Origin of the sequence: Marinobacterium stanieri (assembly GCF_900155945.1) — a bacterium.
Lineage (GTDB): Bacteria > Pseudomonadota > Gammaproteobacteria > Pseudomonadales > Balneatricaceae > Marinobacterium > Marinobacterium stanieri.
The window spans coordinates 338,754-361,063 of the sequence record NZ_FTMN01000004.1 but is presented as its reverse complement, the minus strand read 5'-3'; the positions used below and the strand labels follow the sequence as shown (position 1 = coordinate 361,063).

Annotated in this window: 21 protein-coding genes; all 21 read right to left on the bottom strand. The window is 57.8% G+C overall.

All coding sequences use genetic code 11. The features are described from left to right. Positions 1–5 precede the first annotated feature (5 nt). Positions 6–1,187, bottom strand: coding sequence for an acetate/propionate family kinase (locus BW956_RS11655; protein ID WP_076462885.1), 1,182 nt, complete (start codon positions 1,185–1,187; stop codon positions 6–8). After that, positions 1,187–2,161, bottom strand: a complete 975-nt coding sequence (locus tag BW956_RS11650) for a bifunctional enoyl-CoA hydratase/phosphate acetyltransferase (protein ID WP_076462884.1) — start codon at positions 2,159–2,161, stop codon at positions 1,187–1,189. Before BW956_RS11650 ends, BW956_RS11655 begins: the two co-directional genes overlap by 1 nt. Before the next feature lie 158 nt (positions 2,162–2,319). After that, on the bottom strand, positions 2,320–2,685 hold the full coding sequence (locus BW956_RS11645; RefSeq protein WP_010322361.1) for a histidine triad nucleotide-binding protein: 366 nt from the start codon (positions 2,683–2,685) through the stop codon (positions 2,320–2,322). Positions 2,686–2,733: 48 nt separating this feature from the next. Beyond that, positions 2,734–4,263 (bottom strand): SpoVR family protein, encoded by a 1,530-nt coding sequence (locus tag BW956_RS11640; RefSeq protein ID WP_076462883.1) that lies wholly within the window; start codon positions 4,261–4,263, stop codon positions 2,734–2,736. Then, positions 4,250–5,548, bottom strand: a complete 1,299-nt coding sequence (locus tag BW956_RS11635) for a YeaH/YhbH family protein (RefSeq protein ID WP_076462882.1) — start codon at positions 5,546–5,548, stop codon at positions 4,250–4,252. Before BW956_RS11635 ends, BW956_RS11640 begins: the two co-directional genes overlap by 14 nt. 78 nt (positions 5,549–5,626) lie before the next feature. Continuing rightward, a complete protein-coding gene (locus BW956_RS11630) occupies positions 5,627–7,549 on the bottom strand; it encodes a PrkA family serine protein kinase (protein WP_010322358.1) in 1,923 nt (640 codons plus the stop codon). A 195-nt stretch (positions 7,550–7,744) separates the two neighbouring features. Then, entirely contained in the window at positions 7,745–8,857 is a 1,113-nt protein-coding gene (locus BW956_RS11625) for a dihydrolipoamide acetyltransferase family protein (protein ID WP_076462881.1), read from the bottom strand. Continuing rightward, entirely contained in the window at positions 8,854–9,843 is a 990-nt protein-coding gene (locus BW956_RS11620; RefSeq protein WP_076462880.1) for an alpha-ketoacid dehydrogenase subunit beta, read from the bottom strand. Before BW956_RS11620 ends, BW956_RS11625 begins: the two co-directional genes overlap by 4 nt. Continuing rightward, the gene (pdhA, locus tag BW956_RS11615) at positions 9,836–10,936 is read right to left on the bottom strand and encodes a pyruvate dehydrogenase (acetyl-transferring) E1 component subunit alpha (protein WP_010322355.1); all 1,101 of its coding nucleotides are present in this window, start codon (positions 10,934–10,936) and stop codon (positions 9,836–9,838) included. Before pdhA ends, BW956_RS11620 begins: the two co-directional genes overlap by 8 nt. Continuing rightward, positions 10,929–11,990 carry a Leu/Phe/Val dehydrogenase gene (locus BW956_RS11610; RefSeq protein WP_076462879.1) on the bottom strand — a complete coding sequence of 354 codons (1,062 nt, stop codon included), beginning with the start codon at positions 11,988–11,990 and terminating at the stop codon, positions 10,929–10,931. Before BW956_RS11610 ends, pdhA begins: the two co-directional genes overlap by 8 nt. Before the next feature lie 210 nt (positions 11,991–12,200). Further along, entirely contained in the window at positions 12,201–12,614 is a 414-nt protein-coding gene (locus tag BW956_RS11605) for a hypothetical protein (protein ID WP_076462878.1), read from the bottom strand. Positions 12,615–12,805: 191 nt separating this feature from the next. Beyond that, entirely contained in the window at positions 12,806–13,420 is a 615-nt protein-coding gene (locus BW956_RS11600; protein ID WP_076462877.1) for a LysE family transporter, read from the bottom strand. Positions 13,421–13,482: 62 nt separating this feature from the next. Then, positions 13,483–14,769, bottom strand: coding sequence for a phosphoribosylamine--glycine ligase (purD, locus tag BW956_RS11595; RefSeq protein ID WP_076462876.1), 1,287 nt, complete (start codon positions 14,767–14,769; stop codon positions 13,483–13,485). A 28-nt stretch (positions 14,770–14,797) separates the two neighbouring features. Beyond that, positions 14,798–16,381, bottom strand: a complete 1,584-nt coding sequence (gene purH / locus BW956_RS11590; protein ID WP_076462875.1) for a bifunctional phosphoribosylaminoimidazolecarboxamide formyltransferase/IMP cyclohydrolase — start codon at positions 16,379–16,381, stop codon at positions 14,798–14,800. A 27-nt stretch (positions 16,382–16,408) separates the two neighbouring features. Next, positions 16,409–16,690, bottom strand: coding sequence for a DNA-binding transcriptional regulator Fis (gene fis / locus BW956_RS11585; protein ID WP_010322349.1), 282 nt, complete (start codon positions 16,688–16,690; stop codon positions 16,409–16,411). 25 nt (positions 16,691–16,715) lie between these two features. Further along, entirely contained in the window at positions 16,716–17,693 is a 978-nt protein-coding gene (dusB, locus tag BW956_RS11580; protein ID WP_076462874.1) for a tRNA dihydrouridine synthase DusB, read from the bottom strand. Between the two features lie 147 nt (positions 17,694–17,840). Then, on the bottom strand, positions 17,841–18,791 hold the full coding sequence (locus tag BW956_RS11575; protein WP_076462873.1) for a DUF3426 domain-containing protein: 951 nt from the start codon (positions 18,789–18,791) through the stop codon (positions 17,841–17,843). 4 nt (positions 18,792–18,795) lie between these two features. Then, positions 18,796–19,704 (bottom strand): 50S ribosomal protein L11 methyltransferase, encoded by a 909-nt coding sequence (gene prmA / locus BW956_RS11570; RefSeq protein ID WP_076462872.1) that lies wholly within the window; start codon positions 19,702–19,704, stop codon positions 18,796–18,798. Between the two features lie 158 nt (positions 19,705–19,862). Then, complete coding sequence (gene accC, locus BW956_RS11565) at positions 19,863–21,203, bottom strand: acetyl-CoA carboxylase biotin carboxylase subunit (protein WP_010322345.1); 1,341 nt, start codon at positions 21,201–21,203, stop codon at positions 19,863–19,865. Positions 21,204–21,225: 22 nt separating this feature from the next. Beyond that, entirely contained in the window at positions 21,226–21,684 is a 459-nt protein-coding gene (gene accB / locus BW956_RS11560; protein WP_010322344.1) for an acetyl-CoA carboxylase biotin carboxyl carrier protein, read from the bottom strand. Between the two features lie 48 nt (positions 21,685–21,732). After that, entirely contained in the window at positions 21,733–22,182 is a 450-nt protein-coding gene (gene aroQ / locus BW956_RS11555; protein WP_076462871.1) for a type II 3-dehydroquinate dehydratase, read from the bottom strand. Between the last annotated feature and the right edge of the window lie 128 nt (positions 22,183–22,310).

The following is a 22,310-nucleotide window of genomic DNA, read 5'->3' as shown; positions in this document are numbered from 1 at the left end:
GGGAATCAGTGCAGCAGTTCATCCACATGGGTGGCGATCATCAGCTCTTCGTTGGTAGGCATTACACGAACGGTTACCGCTGAGTCGGCCGCGCTGATAATACCGCTGTTGCGCTGGTTGGCTTCCTCATCCAGCTTGATGCCCAGCCAGCCGCAGCGTTTCAATACACGGGCACGGACATCGGCGTCATTCTCCCCGACACCTCCCGAGAACACGACCTGTTCTACACCTTCCAGCGCGGCGGTCAGTCGACCCATCTCCAGTGCCACCCGGTAGCAGAACATGTCGATCGCTTCTTCTGCCCTGGGGTCATCTGCTTGGTGCAGGGTTTTCATATCCGAGCTGATGGTGGAAATCCCCAGCCAGCCACTCTCCTTGTAGATCAGCTTTTCCAGCGCATCCACATCCATGTTTTCTTCACGCATCAGGTACAGCAGCACCCCGGGGTCCAGATTGCCGGTTCGGCTGCCCATGGGCAGGCCTTCCACAGCGGTGAAGCCCATGCTGGAGGCGATGGACTGGCCCTCGGCGATGGCGCACATGCTGGCGCCGGCACCCAGGTGGCAGGCGACGGTCTTGAGGTTACCGGCACCGGCCAGGCTCAGCTGGCGCTGCAGGTATTCGTATGACAGGCCATGAAAGCCGTAGCGATGAACACCCTTGTCCACGAGGTTGCGCGGCAGGGCGTAGAGACGCTCAATGCGGGGTTGCCGGGAATGAAACATGGTGTCGAAGCAGGCCACGATCGGCAGCTCGGGTGCCAATGAGCGGCAGGCCTCCACCAGCTTCAGGTTGTAGGGCTGGTGCAGGGGCGCCAGGGGAATGAACTGATGCAGTTGGCTCAGTTTGTCATCATCCAGCAGCACCGGCGCGCTGAACAGGTCGCCGCCATGTACAACACGGTGGCCGGTCGCGATCAGGTGAGATTCCGGCAGGTGTTCATCCACCCATTGCAAGACTTCCTGCAGCGCACGCTGGTGACGTTCGTCCAGCGCAACGTCCTGACAGGCCAGCTGATGGGAATCCAGCACGCGGTTCTGTTCGTCACGTACCTTGAACAGGGTGGTATCGCCCAGCAGGTTTTCCACCTTGAGGTGAAAGAGGCACTGGAGGTCCGTGTTGGTAACCGCATAGAGGCCGCACTTCAGGCTGGAGGAGCCGCCGTTGACGGTCAAAATGGTATCCATCAGCTGCTCACTCCCTTGCTGTGCTGAACCATGTGCGAGGCCAGAGCACAGGATGCAAGGCGGCCCAGAGTACCCTCGGCACGGCTGGTCAGGATAATCGGTACCCGAGCACCTACGGCGAGGCCTGCAGACTTGGCATCGGCCAGATAGATCAGCTGCTTGGCAATCATGTTGGCCGCTTCAAGGTCAGGGGCCAGCAGAATGTCCGCATCACCGGAAACCGGCGACTTGATATGTTTGTCGATGGCCGCCTGCAGGGAGATGGCGTTATCGAAGGCGAGCGGGCCGTCGAGAATACCGCCCTTGATCTGCTCGCGGTCTGCCATCTTGCACAGTGCCGCCGCATCGATGGTGCTCTGCATATTGGGCTTTACCTTTTCCACTGCCGCGAGAATGGCGACTTTGGGCTGGCTGTTGCCCAGCGACTGGCAGAAGTCGATGGCGTTCTGCACGATATCGCGTTTTACCATCAAGTCAGGTATCACGTTGATGGCGGCATCGGTAATCACCAGGGGCTTGTGATAGTTGGGCACGTCGAATACGAAGACATGGCTCAGGCGACGTTCGGTGCGGATACCCTTGGTTTTGTGCACCACAGCACTCAGTAGTTCGGAGGTGCCCAGGCTGCCCTTCATCAAGGCATCGGCTTCAGCCTTGCGCACCAGGTCACAGGCCCGTTCGGCAGCCATGTGGCTGTGCTCGGTGGCGATGATCTGGTATGGCGTCAGGTCAACGCCTTCCACTTCTGCGGCCGCGCGAATCTTGCTTTCCGGGCCTACCAGGAGGGGCTCAATCAGTCCCTGTTCGGCGGCTTCAATGGCGCCAAGCAGGCTGTTGTGATCAACGGGATGCACTACCGCGGTGCGGATAGGGCCGGCTTGTCTGGCCTGCTCGATGAAAAATTCGAGCTGGTCATGCATGGGCGGGTTTTCGGTGGTCACCGGGTTTTTGGGCAGGTCTGTGATGCTGGGCATGAACGGTCCCTCCATGAATCTTTAGGCAAGGCTACCTTTCCATAATGAACGCATTATGACGCAGTGCAACATAAATTCGTCGGGAGTGGTGTAGATGTTGACGGGCGACAAGGTTGCCCAAACCAGCGGCTCCTCCGGGAAGCCGCTGGCTATGAGGGTTAGACGGGAGTTTTCAGGGTTTCCTGATAGGGCGGCCAGCCCATGGGTTTGCCGCCGAGCAGGTGCAGGTGAATGTGGTAAACGGTCTGTCCGCCGTGTGTATTGCAGTTGAATACGGTGCGGTAGCCGTCTTCTTCGAAGCCTTGCTGCTTGGCGATAACGCCGGCGGCCTGGATCATGTGGCCGACCAGTTCACGCTCATCATCGGCAATATCGTTCAGGGTGGCGATATGCTTGCGCGGGATGATCAGGCAGTGAAAGGGCGCCTGAGGGTTGATGTCCTTGAACGCCAGTACCTGGTCGTCCTCGTACACAACCTCAGCCGGAATTTCCTTGTTAATGATCTTGCAGAACAAACAATCCATAACCTGTACTCGTCTCCAGAAGTGATGGCGTCAGTATAGCGGCCTGATTCAGGCCACCTCAACCACCTCCTTGGGCGGGCAGGCAAAGCGGTTGGTGACTTCACCATCAGGTGTTACGGACTCAAGGTAGACATCAAAGCCCCAGAGCCGGTGCAGGTGCTTGAGTACCTCATTGGTACTCTCGCCCAGCGGCTGTCCGTTATGCATGTAATGTCGCAGCGTCAGGGCACGGTCACCCCGCACATTGACGTTATAGACCTGGATATTGGGTTCGCGATTACCCAGATTATATTGGGCAGACAGCGACTCGCGCAGCTTGCGGTAACCGGTTTCATTGTGGATGGCATCCACCTTGAGGGTGGGGCGGCTGCTGTCATCCATGATCGAGAACAGTTTGAGTTCACGCATGAGCCGGGGCGACAGGAATTGCAGGATGAAGCTTTCATCCTTGTAATTGCGCATGGCGTGATCCAGGGTTTCCAGCCAGTCACTGCCGGCAATATCCGGGAACCACTCACGGTCTTCCGGCTCCGGGTTTTCACAGATGCGGCGAATATCCTGCATCATGTTATAGCCCAGTGTGTAGGGGTTGATACCGCTGAAGTAGGGACTATCAAACGGCGGCTGGTACACGACGCTTGAGTGGGAATGGAGAAACTCCATCATGAAGCCATCGGTGACCAGGCCTTCTTCATAGAGTTTATGCAGCAGGGTGTAGTGCCAGAAACAGGCCCAGCCCTCGTTCATTACCTGGGTCTGTTTCTGTGGATAAAAGTACTGGGCGACCTTGCGCACAATACGGATTACCTCACGCTGCCAGGGTTCAAGTAGCGGCGCATTCTTTTCGATGAAATAGAGGATGTTTTCTTCCGGGTCGGGCGGGAAGTGGGGCTCCTGTCCCGCATCATCATCGCTCTTTTTCGGAATGGTGGTGTTCCAGAGATCATTGAGATGACGCTGGATATACTCCTCGCGGGAACGCTGGCGTTCGCGTTCCTCGGCGGCGGTTAACGGGCGTGGACGCTTGTAACGGTTTACGCCGTAATTCATCAGGGTGTGACAGGAGTCGAGTAGTTTTTCGACCTCCTCTACACCATGTTTTTCTTCACATTCGCGGATGTAATTTTTGGCAAACAGCAGGTAGTCAATAATGGCGCTGGCATCGGTCCAGGTACGGAACAGGTAGTTGCCCTTGAAGAATGAGTTGTGTCCGTAACAGGCATGGGCGATGACCAGGGCCTGCATGGTGATGGTGTTCTCTTCCATCAAATAGGCGATACAGGGGTTGGAGTTGATGACGATCTCGTAGGCCAGACCCATGCGGCCACGGGAATAGTTCTGCTCGGTCTCGACGAACTGTTTGCCAAACGACCAGTGGTTGTAGTTGAGCGGCATGCCCACTGACGAGTAGGCATCCATCATCTGTTCTGAGGTGATCACCTCAATCTGGTTGGGGTAGGTATCCAGTCCGTATTCGGCAGCCACGCGGGCAATTTCCCGGTCGTAGGCCTCAATCAGCGGAAAGGTCCAGTCGGAACCGGTGGAGATGGGTTCACGTTTCTTTTTACGCGGACTCATGGGCACCCTCCGTACGTTTTTCAAACAGGCGGCGGAAGACCGGGTAGATCTCGTTCGCATCGGTGATCTGTTGCATGGCGAAGCGTTCATGGAAGGCTTCGCGGACCTGCTCATACTCGTGCCAGAGGTTCTGGTGAGGACCGTTGGTGATCTCTACATAGGCGTAGTACTGGGTTTTGGGCAGTACTCGCTCAGTCAGAATCTTGCTGCAGGTGGCCGAGTCGCCATCCCAGTTATCGCCATCCGAGGCCTGGGCAATATAAATATTCCAGTCTTGCGGTGGATAGCGCGCATCGATGATATCGGCCGTCAGCGCCAGGGCGCTGGACACGATGGTGCCGCCGGTCTCACGGGAGTAGAAAAACTCCTGCTCGTCCACTTCCTTGGCATGGGTATGGTGGCGGACGAATACCACTTCGATCTGTTTGTAGTTACGGTTCAGAAACAGATACAGCAGAATGAAGAAACGTTTCGCCATATCCTTGATGCTTTGGGTCATGGAGCCGGATACGTCCATGACACAGAACATTACCGCCTTGCTGGACGGAATAGGGACACGGACCAGGTTGGTGTAGCGCAGGTCAAAGTCATCCAGGAAAGGCAGCTTGCTGGAGCCTTTTTCCATCTTTTTGATCTGCTCACGCAGGGCCGTGATCTTTTCGTTACGCTCGGGAGAGGGCGTGGCTTCTTCCAGTGCCCAGAGTTCCTTGCGCAAAGCTCGAATCTGCTGACGGGTCTCCTTGTCGGTCAGGGCGATGCGGCGGGCATGTGCCGCGCGCAGAGAGCGAACAATGTGTAGCTTTTCCGGCGAGCCGCTGCTGGTGAAGCCGGCTCGGCGGGTTTCAAATGAGGTCGCATCCTTGAGCTGTTTGCGCACCATCCAGGGCAATTCCAGATCTTCGAACATGAAGTCCAGAAATTCATCCTGACTGATGTTGAAGGTGAACTCATCCTCGCCTTCACCCTGGTTGCTGGCCTTGCCCTGGCCGCTGCCACCTCCACCGCCGCCTTCCGGGCGACGAAACTCATCCCCTTCCACGAACTCCTTGTTACCCGGGAAGATCTTGTGCCGGATGCCGCCTTCACCATGGTGGAAGATCGGCTCGGAGATATCGCGTTTGGGAATGGTGACCTGACCACCCTGGTCCACGTCGGTGATCGAGCGGTCATGGATGGCATCTTCCACGGCGCGTTTGATGTGCTGCTTGTAGCGGCGCAGGAAACGCTGGCGGTTGACCGTGCTTTTCTTTTTCGCGTTTTCCCGGCGGTCGATAATATAACTCATGTATCGGCTCCCACAGCGGTGACCGGTGTGGGTCACCGCGATTCAGGTCCTTCAGGTTACGGCTCCCTGACGACGGGGTTACTGCGATTTGCGCACGCGGATATACCATTCGGACAGCAGGCGTACCTGCTTCTCGGTGTAGCCACGTTCGATCATCCGCTTAACAAACTCGCCATGTTTCTTCTGATCGTCGGAGGACGCTTTCGGGTTGAAGGAAATAACCGGCAACAGATCTTCGGTGTTGGCGAACATTTTCTTCTCGATCACGGAACGCATCTTCTCGTAGCTGTTCCAGGCCGGGTTTTTGCCGTTATTGCTGGCACGGGCACGCAGGACGAAGTTGACGATTTCGTGGCGGAAATCCTTCGGGTTGCTGATGCCGGCCGGTTTTTCGATTTTTTCCAGCTCCTCGTTGATGGACTGACGGTCCAGGATGTCCCCGGTTTCCGGATCGCGATACTCCTGATCCTGAATCCAGAAGTCGGCATAGGTGACGTAACGGTCGAAAATGTTTTGGCCGTACTCGGAGTAGGATTCCAGATAGGCTGTCTGAATTTCCTTGCCGAGGAAGTCGATGTATTTGGGTGCAATGTACTCTTTCAGGTGACCCAGGTAGCGTTCCTGGATCTCGGTCTGGAACTGCTGCTGACTGATTTCACGTTCCAGTACATACATCAGGTGTACCGGGTTTGCCGCGACCTCGGTGGGGTCAAAGTTGAACACCTTGGACAGAATCTTGAAGGCGAAACGGGTGGACAGGCCATCCATACCTTCATTGACGCCAGCTGAGTCCTTGTACTCCTGCAGCGATTTGGCGCGCGGGTCGGTATCTTTCAGGTTCTCGCCATCGTAGATCCGCATTTTCGAGTAGATGCTGGAGTTTTCCGGGTCCTGCATGCGGGACAGCACCGTAAACTGGGCCAGCATCAGCAGTGTGTCCGGTGCACAGGGGGACTCGCTCAGGGAGCTGTTTTCCAGCAGTTTTTCGTAGATGTGCACCTCTTCGGTGACGCGGGTGCAGTAGGGCACTTTGACGATATAGACACGGTCAATGAAGGCTTCGTTGGTCTTGTTGTTCTTGAAGCTCTGCCACTCGGATTCGTTGGAGTGCGCCAGCAGAATGCCGTCATACGGAATGGCGCCCATGCCCTCGGTACTGTTGTAGTTGCCTTCCTGAGTTGCCGTCAACAGAGGGTGCAATACCTTGATGGGCGCCTTGAACATCTCCACGAATTCCATCAGGCCCTGGTTGGCGCGGCAAAGTGCGCCGGAGAAGCTGTAGGCGTCGGGATCGTGCTGTGGATATTCTTCCAGCTTACGGATATCCACCTTACCCACCAGGCTGGAGATATCCTGGTTGTTCTCATCACCCGGCTCGGTTTTGGCGATACCCACCTGGTCAAGAATGGAGGGGTAGAGTTTCACCACGCGGAACTGGGTAATGTCACCGCCGTACTCATGCAGGCGCTTAACCGCCCAAGGCGACATGATGCCACGCAGGTTGCGACGCGGGATGCCATATTCCTGCTCCAGAATCTCGGCGTCTTCTTCCGGGTTGAACAGCCCGAGCGGGGATTCAAATACGGGAGATCCTTTGATGGCATAAAAGGGGATATGCTCCATCAGGTGCTTGAGTCGTTCAGCCAGAGAGGATTTACCACCCCCGACCGGACCCAGCAGATACAAAATCTGTTTCTTCTCTTCCAGGCCCTGAGCGGCATGACGAAAGTAGGAGACAATATTCTCGATCGCCTCTTCCATGCCGTAGAATTCACTGAAGGCCGGATAACGTTTGATGACCTTGTTGGAAAAAATACGACTCAGACGCGGGTCCAGAGCCGTGTCAACCACCTCGGGTTCACCGATGGCGTCGAGCATGCGTTCAGCCGCACTGGCGTATACTTTGGGGTCCTCCTTGCACAGGCTTAGATACTCCTGCAGGCTCATTTCTTCATGCTGCGTCGCTGAATAACGTGCCTTGTAGTGATCAAAGATACTCATGCTCACCTTCCTGCTCATTGCGCTAGCCACTGAAATTTCAACCGCTTATAGACCAGTGGTTGGCGTTAACGGTTAAATTCAGTGTAGTCCAGATTGGCGATAGTCAAGGAAATAGAGCACAGTAAAAAAGTATAATTACCATGCTCTAATAAATATGACCGCTGTAACAGAATACGTTCAATTACAGGATTGAGTTCAGCTCGATAAGGCATCCATCAAGGCGCGCATAAACCGCGCGGCCTCACCACCGGTAGCGGCACGATGGTCGAAGGTGAGCGACAAAGGCATCACTTTGCGGGGTTCTATTTTGTCTCCAATTACCATCGGTTGTGAGCGGATAACACCGGCGCCGACGATGGCAACCTGGGGCGGAACCACAACGGGGCTGGCATAACGACCTGCCAGCGTGCCGAAGTTGGACAGGGTCAAAGTGGCCCCCTGCATCTCTGCGGGCGGGATTGAGCGCGCTTTTACGTCCGCACGCAAGCGGTCAAGGCCGTCGCGCAGATCCTCGCTGCTGCGCTCACCGATATTCCTCAATACCGGGACAAACAGACCCTGCTCGGTATCGACGGCAACACCGAGGTCAATGCGATCATGCAGGCGCCGCGACAGTCCCTGACCGTCGAACCAGGCGTTCAGGTCCGGCACGGCCTTGCAGGCCGCAGCAATTGCCTCAACCAGCCGCATGGTGATATCCGTACCCTTGGGCCAGTGATTGATATCAGCATCCTCGCACAGGGTTACCGGGACCACTTCGGCGTGTGACTGCGCCATGGTGCGAGCCATCTGCTTGCGCACCCCCTTGAGCGGTTCCGCAGCGCCAAAGGAGCGGTCCAGGCTGGCAGCGCGCTCTACATCGTCGGTGGTCACCCGACCACCGGGGCCAGACCCGCTCAGGCTGTCCAGATTGACACCCAGGCGTTGTGCCAGCGCACGCATGGCGGGTGTTCCCTGCACAGCCAGTGCTTCCCGGCTGCTGGCGGCGGCGCCGACAATAAACTCCTCCCTCTGGCTACTGCTGTCACGCTGCTGTTTCAGTTCGCCCACCACCGTGCCGGTATCACCGTCTTCGTCACTGTCGAATTCGACCAGAGGCTCCCCGGTATGAATGGTATCGCCGGGTGCACCGAACAGGTGGGCGATGACACCCGCCTGTGGCGAGGGCACTTCAACAATAGCCTTGGCGGTTTCCATGGAGACCAGCAACTGGTCCACTTCGACGCTGTCGCCTTCCTGTACATGCCATTCGACAATTTCAGCCTCGGGCAGGCCTTCGCCCAGATCGGGCAATTTGAAATATTTCATCCGGCATACTCCATTGTCTCGCGGACCGCGATGATGATGTCATCGGTGTCCGGCAGATAAAGCATTTCGTTGCGGTAGTAGGGCATCACGGTGTCATGACCGGTGACGCGACGCGGTGGTGCCTGAAGTCGGGTCAGGATCTGCTCGCTGAGGGTGGCGGCGATTTCAGCGCCGAGGCCGCCATGATGAGGTGCTTCGTGCACAATGACACAGCGACCGGTTTTACTCACGGACGCCAGCAGCGTGGCATGATCCATGGGGTTCAGGCAGGCCACATCAATCACTTCACAGCTGATGCCCTCTTCTGCCAGCGCATCGGCTGCAGCCAGGGTTTCACTGACCATGGCGCCCCAGCTGATCAGGGTTATATCCGTGCCTTCGCGCAGGGTGAAGCAGCTGTCCAGCGGCAGGGCTTCACCGTTATCCTCAATCAGCGTTTTGCTGGCGCGGTAAATCCGCTTGGGTTCCAGGAAAATAACCGGATCATCACTGCGGATGGCGGCCAGCAGCAGGCCGTAGGCCCGCGCCGGTGATGAGGGCACCACTACTCGCAACCCGGGGATATGAGCGAGCAGTGCCTCGGTGCTTTCCGAGTGATGTTCGGGTGCGTGGATACCGCCACCGAAGGGGGCACGCAGTACCATAGGGCAGCTGAGACGACTGCGGGTGCGGTGTCGCATGCGTGCAGCGTGGGCGACCAGATGTTCAAACGCGGGGAAGATGAACCCCATGAACTGGATCTCAGCCACGGGCCGTATGCCCTGAGTGGCCATACCCACAGCCAGACCGGCAATCATGGTTTCGGCCAGAGGGGTATCGATCACGCGCCGTTCGCCAAAGCGATCCTTGAGACCGGCGGTGGCACGGAATACACCCCCATTGGTACCGATATCTTCCCCCAGCAGTACCACGTCCGGATCATCTTCCATGGCGCGGGCCATTGCCAGGTTTATGGCTTCCAGCAAGGTGATGGCATCGTTACTCATGGTCCTGCCCTCCCTGTTGCATGCGTGCCTGTTTCAGGCGGGTTTGCTCGCGCTGCTCAGCCAGCCCCGGTGGGCACTCGGCATAGAGGTGGTTGTACAGTTCATCCACGCTTTGCGGCGGCATGGCCTGATAGGCTTCCACGGCTGTCTCGATCAGCTGCTTGGTCTCCGCCTGCCAGGCCTGTTCGCGGGCTTCATCCCAGAGTCCCTGTTGATGCAGCCAGTTGCGCAAGCGGGCAACGGGTTCTCGCTTCCAGGCTTCCTTCAGCTCCTCGGAAGGGCGGTAGCGGGTGGCATCATCGGCGGTGGTATGGTCGGACAGGCGATAGCTCAGGGCTTCCACCAGTGTCGGACCCTTGCCGGCACGGGCACGCTCCAGTGCCTGGCCAATCACTTCGTGCAAGGCGACAGCGTCATTACCATCGACCTGCTCACCGCGAATACCGGCTCCCAGAGCTTTCTGCGCCAGGGTCGGGGCGATACATTGCTTGCTGCGAGGAACCGAAATGGCCCACTGGTTGTTATTGATGATGAATACGACCGGCAGCTGCCAGGCACCGGCCACGTTAATCGCTTCCAGAAAATCACCCTTGGAGGTGCCACCATCACCAATCATGGTGAGTACCGCCTGATGCTGGCCACGTAACTTCAGAGCGGTGGCCACACCACAGGCGTGCAGGCACTGGGTGGCGATAGGCACGGCGTTGGGCAGGTCCCGGCGCATTTCCGCCGCGGCACTGCCGCGTTCATCACCGCCCCAGTACAGAAACAGCTGCGAAATGGGCATGCCTCGGATCATCTGCATGGCATGGTTGCGGTAATAGGGCACCAGCACATCCTCTGCCTGCATCAATTTGGCGCTGACCACATCAAGTGCCTCGGCGCCAAGCAGGGATGCATAGGTGCCCAGCTGGCCGGTGCGTTGCAGGCTGATGGCCTTGGTGTCGAACTGGCGTGCCAGCACCATCTGCTGATAGTAATCGACCCAAGGGCTGTCACCGCATCCCCAGTCCGGCATGTCGCCGACTGGCTTGCCCTCGGCATCCAGGTAGCGGGTAAAGCGGATCTCGCCCTGATAGCTGATGTCATGCATGGTGGCGCTCCTTGTCAGCAGGTTGCGTATGGCCGGCATCTGCCAGCATCTGTTCGGCATGCAGATCGGCAACGTGATGTACGGGCATGTCACGACGCTCGGCCTCGGTAAACAGGTGCTCAAGTGTGGCGCCTATTTCGAGAATCTTGGCATCGCGTTCCGCTGCACTGGCACCGGTTCTGTGCATGGCGACATGAATCAGACCGCCGGCATTAATGACATAGTCCGGCACGTACAGAATGCCCCGCTGATGCAGGCGATTGCCGTCCTCGTCATTGGCCAGCTGGTTGTTGGCGCTGCCGGCCACGATACTGCATTGCAGCTTTGCGATGCTGTCCTGGCTCAGAACGGCGCCCAGCCCACAGGGGCTGAAAATATCGGCTTGTACGCCGTAGATGGAGTCCGGGCTGACGGCTTCGGCTCCGAACTCTTCCACACACTGGCGTACCCGTGCCGGGTCGATATCCGCCACCAGCAGGTGCGCACCCGCTTTATACAGGTGTTGAGCGATAGCATGGCCGACATGGCCCAGACCCTGTATGGCGACGCTAAGGCCGGCAATAGAATCACGTTGAAGCTTGTGGCGTACAGCTGCCTGAATACCGGCGAAAATCCCCAACGCCGTGTGGGGTGCAGGGTCGCCGCTGGCGCTGGTGCAGCTGACAAAGTCGGTGGTGGTGGCAATGGTATCCATATCGCTGACTTCGGTGCCGCTGTCCATGGCGGTGATATAGCGCCCGCCCAGCTGGTCAACGAAGCGGCCGAAGGCCTGCATCAGAGCCCTGCGATCAAAGTCACCCTCGGGTTTGATGATCACGGTTTTGCCACCACCATGCGGAAGTCCAGCCAGCGCTGCCTTGTAGCTCATGCCGCGGGCCAGGCGCAGGGCATCGGTTACGGCATCCTGTTCTCGGGCGTAGTGGATAAATCGACAACCGCCGATGGCGGCACCGCGTGCGGTGGAGTGAATAGCGATGATCGCTTTTAAACCGCTAGCCGGGTCCAGGCCGAAATGCAGGTCGGTCAGGCCGGCGTTTTCCATCTGCTTCAACATGACGGGGTCCTCCGTGCTTGAGCGAAATGGGAAACGAATTGTGAGGGGCATCGACAGGTCTTTTGGACCTCATGCCATACATTCTGGATAGCACAGGGCTGACCAAAGTACAGTTTCAAGATCAAAGATTTATCGAGCAAAAACGCTCTTCGTGCAGGTGCACAAAAGGCTGGTCATCAGTCGGTGAGCTGGGAAAACTGTCGGAGGGTATCAGGGAATGTTGCGCTGCAAGGAAGGACGGGAAATGCTTTCCATGACGCGTGGCCAGAGTGGCTGGTCGGGTGCTGCCAGGGTGGGTGGCAAAGCAGGGGGACGGTTTTGTTCACGGAGCTGGAGCTCGGGCGGAATCGGTTCGCCTTGCAGCTGGAGTCGACGTCGGGCCAGCCAGCGGCGAACCTCTGCCAAAAGCGTCATCAACTCCTCATCGGAGATGGTTTCGCCGGGCGCCAAAGGGTCACGTACTTCGGCCAGGGTCAGCGCCGGGGCGTTGCAGTCATACAGCTGACCTTCACCAGAGCGCAAACAGTAAGCTTGCTCTGCTGAAGACTCGGGGATGCTGGGCTGGCGGCTGCAGCCGACCAGCAGCAACAGCAAACCGATCTGTATGTACCGCCAGAGATGCATAACGCTCCTTGTTTAACAGGCTCGAAAATCTATCTGCGTTGCCGAATGCTGCGTTAAAAGCAGTCTCAAAATGCTCATTTAGTCCACTAAACTGCGCTTTTTCGCCTGCTTTGGCCCGGGCGGCGTCCCGCTTGCCTCGGCGGCCTCGATAACGTTTTCAACAACCTGTTAAGTCTCTTAACAGACAGACGTTAAAGCGTGGCCACCGACAATACCAGTGCTGCCGCGATCAGGGCGGTGCCTGCTACGCGTTGCTGTACCTGCATGGCTGCCGGGTCGGCAAAACGGTGCCTGAGGGTTGCAGCCAGACCACTGTAGCCGGTCATGACACTAAGGTCGATGATCAGGAGTGTAGCACTGATGAGCAGTAACTGAGGCTGTTGTGGCAGCTCCGGATCGATGAACTGGGGAATCAGAGCCACCAGAAAAACCAGACCCTTGGGGTTGGTGATGTTGATCAGCGTTGCCTGCCAGAAGCGGGTAGGGCCGGGAGCGGAAACGTGGGACTCAATATCGGCATTGTGGCGCTGACGCCAGAATTGGATACCCAGCCACAGAAGATAGCCAACCCCCACCCATTTGATCACCTGAAACAGCTCCGGTGAGGTGGCAATCAGGCTGCCCAGGCCAATGGAGACCACAATAATCTGAATACCGTATCCGGCCATCAATCCCAGCGTTGTCCAGCTGGCGCCCCGGATACCATAGGTTAAACCGGCGCTCATGGCGGTAGCGGCTCCAGCACCGGGGGAAAGGCTGATCAGTACGGCAGTGCCCAGAAGGGCGATCCAGACTTCTAGCAACATGTTCAAAACCTCAAGAACGCAAACAGCCGCCCGCAGGCGGCTGTTTTAACACTCGACAGGGCTTAGGCGTTTTCGCGTGCAATAGCGCGATAAGCGATGTCAGTACGGAAGTAGGCGTCTTTCCAGCTAACCTCTTTCAGCAGCTCGTAAGCGCGCTGCTGAGCTTCGGTCACGTTGTTGCCCAGTGCGGTCACGCAAAGCACTCGACCACCTGCAGTAACGACCTGTCCCTGGTCATCCAGTTTGGTACCGGCGTGGAAGACCTTGGTGCCTTCCGGGCAGGTTGCAGGCAGGCTGATCACGTCACCCTTGGCGTAATCACCCGGGTAGCCGCCAGCAGCCATGACAACACCGACAGACTTGCGCTCATCCCACTCGGCACTGGTCTGGTCCAGTTTCTTGTCCAGAGCGGCCTGGCAAAGAGCAACCAGAGAGGATTTCAGACGCAGCATGATCGGCTGAGTTTCCGGATCACCGAAGCGGCAGTTGTACTCGATCACTTTCGGTGTGCCGTCAGCCATGATCATCAGGCCGGCATACAGGAAGCCGGTGTACTCGTTGCCTTCGGCTTTCATGCCGTTAACGGTCGGCATGATCACTTCGTCCATCACGCGCTGGTCGATCTCGGCAGTCACAACCGGAGCGGGCGAGTAGGCACCCATGCCGCCGGTGTTGAGGCCGGTATCGCCATTACCAACACGCTTGTGGTCCTGGCTGGTCGCCATCGGCAGCACATTGTCGCCGTCAACCATCACGATGTAGGAGGCTTCTTCACCGTCGAGGAACTCCTCGATCACCACGCGGCTGCCTGCATCACCAAAGGCGTTGCCGGCTAGCATGTCACGGATGGCGTCTTCAGCTTCTTCCTGCGTCATCGCAACGATCACGCCCTTACCGGCGGCCAGGCCGTCGGCCTTGACCACGATCGGCGCACCTTTCTCACGTACATACGCAAGAGCCGGCTCGATCTCGGTGAAGTTCTGATACTCAGCGGTCGGGATCTGCTGGCGTGCCAGGAAATCCTTGGTGAAGGCTTTGGAGCCTTCCAGCTGAGCCGCACCCGCAGTCGGGCCGAAGATGGCCAGACCCGCTTCACGGAAGCGATCGACTACGCCGGCAACCAGCGGTGCTTCAGGACCAACGATGGTCAGAGCAACGCTGTTGTCACGGGCGAAAGCGACCAGTGCATCGATGTCCATGACATCGATAGCGACGTTTTCCAGCTTGGGCTCAGTAGCAGTACCTGCATTGCCCGGCGCCACGAATACACGCGCAACAGCTTCGTCCTGAGCGGCAGCCCAGGCCAGAGCGTGCTCACGACCGCCGGAACCGATAACCAGAATATTCATGTGCAGTATCCTTCTGTTAGTGACGCGCTTAGTGGCGGAAATGGCGCATGCCGGTGAAGACCATTGCCAGACCGTGCTCGTCAGCAGCGTCGATCACTTCCTGATCACGCATGGAGCCGCCCGGCTGGATTACGGCAGTGATGCCGGCTTCAGCGGCAGCGTCGATACCGTCACGGAACGGGAAGAAAGCATCGGATGCCATAACGGATCCCGGTACTTCCAGACCTTCGTCAGCGGCCTTGATGCCGGCGATTTTGGCGGAGTAAACACGGCTCATCTGGCCAGCGCCGATACCGATGGTCTGACCATCTTTGGCGTAAACGATAGCGTTGGATTTAACGTACTTGGCCACTTCCCAGCAGAACAGCAGATCGCGGATTTCCTGTTCAGTAGGCTGACGCTGAGTCACGATCTTCAGCTGGGACGCGTCGATCATGCCCAGGTCCTGGTCCTGCACCAGCAGACCGCCGTTAACACGCTTGTAGTCGAAGCTGTGCTTGCGCTCTTTATCCCACTGGCCACATTCCAGCAGACGTACGTTCGGCTTGGCCGCCACGATGTCAGAGGCTTCCTGAGACACGGTCGGGGCGATGATCACTTCAACGAACTGACGCTCAACGATTGCCTGGGCAGTCTTGGCATCCAGTTCGCGGTTGAAGGCGATGATGCCGCCAAACGCAGAGGTCGGGTCAGTCTGGAAAGCACGGTTGTAGGCTTCCAGAATATCGCTGCCTACGGCAACGCCACAGGGGTTGGCATGCTTGACGATAACACAGGCCGGTTCCTGGAACGGCTTGACACACTCCAGTGCAGCGTCGGTGTCGGCTACGTTGTTGTAGGACAGCGCCTTACCCTGCAGCTGGCGAGCAGTAGATACACTGGCTTCGCCCGGGTTGGCTTCTACGTAGAAGGCAGCACGCTGGTGCGGGTTTTCACCGTAACGCATGTCCTGCGCCTTGACGAACTGGGTGTTGAACGTGCGCGGGAAGTCGGCCGGAACCTCTTCATCGCCTTCAACAATCGCGCCCAGGTAGTTGGCGATCATGCCATCGTATGCAGCCGTGTGCTCGAATGCTTTAACCGCCAGGTCAAAGCGGGTTTTGTGAACCAGGCCGCCGGTGCTTTTCAGCTCGGCGATGATGTTGTCGTAGTCGGAAGCATTAACGACGATAGCAACATCTTTATGGTTTTTGGCCGCAGAACGCACCATGGTCGGACCACCGATGTCGATGTTCTCGATCGCCATCGGCAGGTCGCAATCCGGGCGGGCGATAGTCGCCGCGAACGGGTAAAGGTTCACGACAACCATGTCGATCGGCTGGATGCAGTGCTCACCCATGATGGCGTCGTCGGTGCCGCGACGGCCCAGGATGCCGCCGTGTACTTTCGGGTGCAGTGTTTTGACGCGACCATCCATCATCTCCGGGAAGCCGGTGTAGTCGGAGACTTCAACCGCCGGGATGTTGTTGTCGCACAGCAGCTTGTAGGTGCCGCCGGTGGACAGGATTTCGACGCCTTCTGCACTCAGCGCCTGAGCGAATTCGACGATGCCGGTTTTGTCCGATACGCTGATGAGGGCGCGACGGACAGGGGTGCTGTTCTGTTCAGACATGCTTAGGTTCCCGTTACAAATGAATGCTTACAGCAGGCCGTACTGCTTGAGTTTCTTGCGCAGAGTGCCGCGGTTCAGGCCCAGGACTTCAGACGCCTTGGTCTGGTTGTCCTTGGTGTAGGCCATTACGCTTTCAAACAGCGGGGCCTCAATTTCGGACAGCACCATCTGATAGACATCGGTAACAGGCTGACCGTCCAGCTGCTTGAAGTAGCTGGTCAGTGACTGGTGCACGGTGTCACGCAGAGTCTGCTGCGGAATCTGTGCGTTTGCGCTGTTGTTTGTCTCTTTCACGTCTTTGGTTTCCACTGTACTTCTGTACCCAATCCAGGGATCAGGCTGCGTTTCGCCGTTGAACAAAATACTGATCGACGGCGGCGAGCTGATCTGATGCTGTTTCAAGTTGATTAAAGCGTTGCCGAAAGTCCTGGTCGTTGCCGCAGCTTTGCAGATACCAGCCCAGATGTTTACGTGCGATACGTACGCCCAGGTATTCACCGTAGAACTGATGCAAGGCGTCAAGGTGCTGACGCAAAATGCGATGCTGTTCGTCGGGTGTCGGGTCAGGGCGCAGTTCACCGTTGCGCAGGTACTGGTCAATCTGTCCGAGCAGCCAGGGGCGTCCCTGGGCCGCGCGGCCGATCATCACGGCGTCAGCGCCGGTATGTGCCAATACCTGAGAAGCCTTCTCGGGCGAGTCGATATCGCCGTTGGCAAACAGAGGAATGCTGATGGCGTCACGGATGCGTGCGATGGTGTCGTATTCGGCCTGTCCCTGGTATTTGTCAGCGCGGGTGCGTCCATGAACCGCCAAAGCAGCGATCCCCGCAGACTGAGCCATTTTGGCAATACGCACGCCATTGCGTGAATCCGGACACCAGCCGGTGCGGATTTTAAGCGTGACCGGAACCTCTACAGCACCCACGACTGCGTGCAGAATCTCTTCAACCAGAGTTTCATCACGCAGCAGGGCGGATCCGGCCGCTTTATTGCAGACCTTTTTGGCAGGGCAACCCATATTGATGTCGATAATCTGGGCGCCATTTTCCACGTTGAGCCGTGCGGCTTCTGCCAGCATCTCCGGATCGCCACCGGCGATCTGGATGGAGCGGGGTTCGGCTTCACCACGGTGATCAAGACGGAAACTGGATTTGCGGGTATGCCAGAGGCGCTTGTCGGCCGTGACCATTTCGGACACCACCAGCCCAGCTCCCATTTCACGGCAAAGCTGCCGGAAAGGGCGGTCGGTTACACCGGCCATTGGGGCCAGAATCACCCGACTGCTTATGTTGTATGGGCCGATTCTGAACATGCCGCATCCCGTCAAAAAGGTAAAAGAAACACGTGTCTGCCGCATTGCTGCAGCAAACCAGGGTTTAACTTTCGGAAGGTGGGCAATGATACTCTTTCGGACCTCGGTGGCCAACCGTTTCTGATGAAAAATTGACCTGTAAAAGCGTCAGAGGGGAGCGACAAGCTCCAGCTCATAGCTGGTGCCGCGGCGTCCAGGGGCGGCCAGTTCGAGATTGATCTGCATGGACTGGCCCGGTGGCATCTGCTTCGGGTCCAGGGTTTCGGCATCCAGGTATTCGTCAGGCTGGAAAGTGCGTTGTGCTACCACACGACCTTTAAGATCGGTAAAGCGAAGGTTCAAGGCTGGCCAGGGCTGCTCAAAGGGCGCCCGGTTTTCCAGCAGGATGGTGGCATTGAGTGCATCGCGGTATTGCGGGTGTGGCTGCAGGATCAGGCCATGATTTTTGATGAAGGCGAGTGCGGGGCGCTCCAGCGAGCAGTCGACCTGATCACACAGGAGTGCATAGACACTGCCTAGTTCCGAGTAGCGTGCCAGCTGGGCGCGCTCAAACCAGATCAGCTGAGCACCCAGCCCCAATATGGCCAGCAGGCAGAGCAGCAGCCAGCCGGTTGTGCGAACAGGGTTGGGGTCATTATCGGCCGGATGTCCCAGATGGAGTGCTTCGGTGCGAAAGCCATCGAGTGTGTCCGGGCGGTTTGCGGTGTCGTTGTGTGTGGCCTCCTGGGCTGTTTCGGGCACTGCCTGAAAAAGCTCAGCCTGTTTTGCCGTTTCAGTTTCAGCCTTGCGGGTGACGCTTGCCTCAATGGCAGGCTGCTGCGGTACTTTGCTCTCAGCCACAGGCGCTTGAGGAGTGGCGGCTTCGGGCCGGGGCTTTGCTGTTTCGGTGCCGGCGTTGGAAATTTGTGCCGGTTCAGGTGCTGCCGAGGCTGGTGTTGCTGCCTCGGCTTTGCGAGTCGGCGCGGGTCGTACACGGTGCTGCTGGGCATCGAACACCAGCAGGCAGGCGCCACAACGAACCTGCCCGGCGGCCAGCTTGAGCTGACCGTCGCTAACGCGAAAACGGGCATGGCAGTTGGGGCAGCGTGTGACGACCAAGACGTCAGTCCTCCTGTCGACGGGTACCGCTCAGGCGAATCCAGCCTTCACGTTCCGCGGGCGGGTCCATTTCAAACCAGCGTGAATATACAGATGTTAGCTCATCTGCCTGCTGGGACAACAGGCCCGAGAGCAATACTTTACCACCCGGACGGACACGCTCGGCCAGAGTGGGGGCCAGCTCAGCCAGCGGGCCGGCCAGGATATTGGCGACCAGAGTATCGGCCTTGATCAGGGGGGCATCCGGTGGCAGATAGGTATCCAGCCGGGATGCTTCCAGTCCGTTACGCTTCAGGTTATCCAGCGTTGCCGTCAGGGCCTGGGTATCGATATCCACTGCCTGTACATGATCGGCGCCAAGCAGCAGAGCCGCAATCCCCAGGATGCCACTGCCACAGCCGTAGTCGACAATCTGTTGGCCATCCAGGGATTCACCGTCCAGCCATTCCAGGCATAGGGCGGTGGTGGGATGGGTACCGGTGCCGAAGGCAAGTCCCGGGTCCAGCATTAGATTAACTGCTTCAGGGTCCGGTACTTCACGCCAGCTTGGGCATACCCAGAGGCGCTTGCCAAACTGCATGGGATGGTAGTGATCCATCCACTCACGTTCCCAGTCCTTGTCTTCCAGAATCTCGGCCTTGAACTCGGGCTGAGAAGCACCCTCCGGTGTGTCCATCTGTTGCTGGGCCTGTTGCAGCAGTTGCAGGGTTTCCTGCAGGTCATGCTCGGCATCAAACAGGCCTGTGACAACGGTGGTATTCCACAGTGGGGTGGTCCCAAGGTCGGGTTCGAAAATAGGCTGGTCGGCCGCGTCCTGATAGGTGACGGCGCCACATCCGGCAGCGAGAAGCAGGTCTTCATAGGTCTCGGCCTGCTCGGGATGGATGGAAACTTTGATCTGCAGCCAGGGCATGCTGTTACTCCGGTCTATGAGTGCTGTCATTATGTCCTAAATCCGCGACGGGTAAACCCCAGGATACTGATGCAGGGCAAGGCAAGGCGGGAGTCGTCAAAGCGGTATTCAGGGAGAGAGGGAAGAATGGCAGCCCGGACTCGGGCTGCCATGGCAGGTCAGAGACCCAGTTTCTTTTCCAGGTAGTGGATATTCACGCCACCCTGGGCAAAGTTGGTATCGCGCACGATATCCTGATGCAGCGGGATGTTGGTCTTGATCCCTTCGATCAGGGTCTCGTCCAGTGCACTCTGCATGCGGGCCAGGGCTGTTTCACGATCATCGGCGAAGGTGATCAGCTTGGCGATCAGGGAATCGTAGTGCGGCGGTACGCTGTAGCCACTGTAGAGGTGCGAGTCGACACGAACGCCGTTGCCGCCAGCCGCGTGGAAATGGGTAACCTTACCCGGGCTTGGCATGAAGGTTTTCGGGTCTTCCGCGTTCAGGCGGCACTCGATTGAGTGACCACGCAGCTTGATATCGTCCTGCTTGTAGGACAGCGGCAGGCCGGAGGCTATGCGCAGCTGTTCTTTAACGATATCCACACCGGTCACCATTTCGGTGACAGGGTGCTCAACCTGGACACGGGTGTTCATCTCGATAAAGAAGAACTCGCCGTTCTCGTACAGGAATTCGAAGGTGCCGGCACCGCGGTAGCCGATCTCGATGCAGGCATCGACACAGGACTTGAGTACGCGCGCACGGGCGTCTTCGTCGATCATCGGGGCCGGTGCTTCTTCCACCACCTTCTGGTGACGACGCTGCATGGAGCAGTCGCGGTCGTACAGATGGATGGCGTTGCCCTGGCCGTCAGCCAGTACCTGTACTTCGACGTGGCGTGGCTTCTCGAGGAATTTTTCCATGTACACGGTGGCATCACCGAACGCCGCCTTGGCTTCGGATTTGGTCACCTGAACCGCGTTGGACAGGTGTGCCTCGGTGTGAACCACACGCATGCCACGACCACCACCACCGGCAGCCGCCTTGATGATCACCGGGTAACCGATGCGACGGGCAACCTTGTAGATGGTTTCATTGTCATCCGGCAGCGGGCCGTCAGAACCGGGCACTGTGGGTACGCCGGCTTTTTTCATGGCGTCGATGGCTGAAACCTTGTCACCCATCAGTCGGATGGTGTCGGCGCGCGGGCCGATAAAGGTAAAGCCGGAACGCTCAACCTGTTCAGCAAAGTCCGCATTTTCTGCCAGAAAACCATAACCCGGATGGATACCGACAGAGTCGGTTACTTCCGCGGCACTGATCAGCGCCGGGATGTTGAGGTAGCTTTGCGGAGAAGGAGCAGGTCCGATGCAGACCGCCTGATCAGCCAGGCGGACATGCATCAGATCGCGGTCGGCAGCGGAGTGCACGGCCACGGTCTTGATGCCCAGCTCCTTGCACGCACGGAGGATTCGCAATGCGATCTCGCCCCGGTTTGCAATCAGCACTTTGTCCAGCATAGTGAGTATCCTTGGTCTGCTATCAGGCGATGGTGATCAGCGGCTGGTCGAACTCGACCGGCTGGCCATCTTCGACCAGGATGCTCTCGATAACACCGGATTTATCGGCTTCGATCTGGTTCATCATCTTCATCGCTTCAACGATGCAGATCACGTCTCCAGCCTTGACGCTCTGGCCCACTTCAACAAACGCGGCAGAGGTGGGAGAGGGTGCACGGTAAAAGGTGCCGACCATCGGAGAGCAAACGGCATGACCTGTCGGAGCCGCTTCAGCCGGTGCTTCAGCTGCGGCCGGAGCCGGTGCTGCAGCCGGAGCAGGTGCCGCTGCCGGAGCCATCATCTGAGCCGGAGCGGGCGCCGCTGCTACCACGCTACCACCGCGGCTGATGCGGACAGACTCTTCGCCTTCCTTGATCTCGATTTCGTTGATGTTGGATTCTTCCAGCAGCTCGATCAGCTTTTTGACTTTGCGAATATCCATACTAAGACGGCTTCTCTGATTCAGGTGTTTAGGATTAAAACTGTCACATTATGTTGCCGCGGCACTGAGTCGCTCATGAACGGCTTCCAGCGCAAAGCGGTACCCGGCCGGACCCAGACCACGGATCACACCCTCGGCCTTGTCGGACAGATAGGAATGCTGACGGAAGGGTTCACGGGCATGCACATTGGACAGGTGAACTTCAATAAAGGGTATACCTACCCCCAGCAAAGCGTCGCGGATGGCCACACTGGTATGTGTGAAGGCCGCCGGGTTGATGATGATGAACGCGGTGTCCAGAGATGGAGCCTGGTGGATGCGTTCAATCAATTCAAATTCGGCGTTACTTTGAAAACACTCGACGGAGTGTCCCAGTGCAGCAGCCTGATCCTGAATCATGGTTTCTATCTGACGCAGGGTCAGAGTCCCGTAGATACCGGGCTCGCGCGTGCCGAGCAGGTTCAGGTTGGGACCGTTCAAAACCAGAATATGGGCCATGCCGGTACTCCGCGAAAATCGTGACAGCCAGGGGTTATAAACTAAGGTCGGTAGTGTGCATCAAAGTGGAAAGGCTGTCTATGGCGCCAGATTAAAAAACGCCTGATAGCAGCGAGTTTGCCGAAGTT

Coding starts and splice junctions, on each gene's coding strand:
- BW956_RS11655 (WP_076462885.1), bottom strand. CDS start 1,187: ATGGATACCATTTTGACCGTCAACGGCGGCTCCTCCAGCCTGAAGTGC.
- BW956_RS11650 (WP_076462884.1), bottom strand. CDS start 2,161: ATGCCCAGCATCACAGACCTGCCCAAAAACCCGGTGACCACCGAAAAC.
- BW956_RS11645 (WP_010322361.1), bottom strand. CDS start 2,685: ATGGATTGTTTGTTCTGCAAGATCATTAACAAGGAAATTCCGGCTGAG.
- BW956_RS11640 (WP_076462883.1), bottom strand. CDS start 4,263: ATGAGTCCGCGTAAAAAGAAACGTGAACCCATCTCCACCGGTTCCGAC.
- BW956_RS11635 (WP_076462882.1), bottom strand. CDS start 5,548: ATGAGTTATATTATCGACCGCCGGGAAAACGCGAAAAAGAAAAGCACG.
- BW956_RS11630 (WP_010322358.1), bottom strand. CDS start 7,549: ATGAGTATCTTTGATCACTACAAGGCACGTTATTCAGCGACGCAGCAT.
- BW956_RS11625 (WP_076462881.1), bottom strand. CDS start 8,857: ATGAAATATTTCAAATTGCCCGATCTGGGCGAAGGCCTGCCCGAGGCT.
- BW956_RS11620 (WP_076462880.1), bottom strand. CDS start 9,843: ATGAGTAACGATGCCATCACCTTGCTGGAAGCCATAAACCTGGCAATG.
- pdhA (WP_010322355.1), bottom strand. CDS start 10,936: ATGCATGACATCAGCTATCAGGGCGAGATCCGCTTTACCCGCTACCTG.
- BW956_RS11610 (WP_076462879.1), bottom strand. CDS start 11,990: ATGTTGAAGCAGATGGAAAACGCCGGCCTGACCGACCTGCATTTCGGC.
- BW956_RS11605 (WP_076462878.1), bottom strand. CDS start 12,614: ATGCATCTCTGGCGGTACATACAGATCGGTTTGCTGTTGCTGCTGGTC.
- BW956_RS11600 (WP_076462877.1), bottom strand. CDS start 13,420: ATGTTGCTAGAAGTCTGGATCGCCCTTCTGGGCACTGCCGTACTGATC.
- purD (WP_076462876.1), bottom strand. CDS start 14,769: ATGAATATTCTGGTTATCGGTTCCGGCGGTCGTGAGCACGCTCTGGCC.
- purH (WP_076462875.1), bottom strand. CDS start 16,381: ATGTCTGAACAGAACAGCACCCCTGTCCGTCGCGCCCTCATCAGCGTA.
- dusB (WP_076462874.1), bottom strand. CDS start 17,693: ATGTTCAGAATCGGCCCATACAACATAAGCAGTCGGGTGATTCTGGCC.
- prmA (WP_076462872.1), bottom strand. CDS start 19,704: ATGCCCTGGCTGCAGATCAAAGTTTCCATCCATCCCGAGCAGGCCGAG.
- accC (WP_010322345.1), bottom strand. CDS start 21,203: ATGCTGGACAAAGTGCTGATTGCAAACCGGGGCGAGATCGCATTGCGA.
- accB (WP_010322344.1), bottom strand. CDS start 21,684: ATGGATATTCGCAAAGTCAAAAAGCTGATCGAGCTGCTGGAAGAATCC.
- aroQ (WP_076462871.1), bottom strand. CDS start 22,182: ATGGCCCATATTCTGGTTTTGAACGGTCCCAACCTGAACCTGCTCGGC.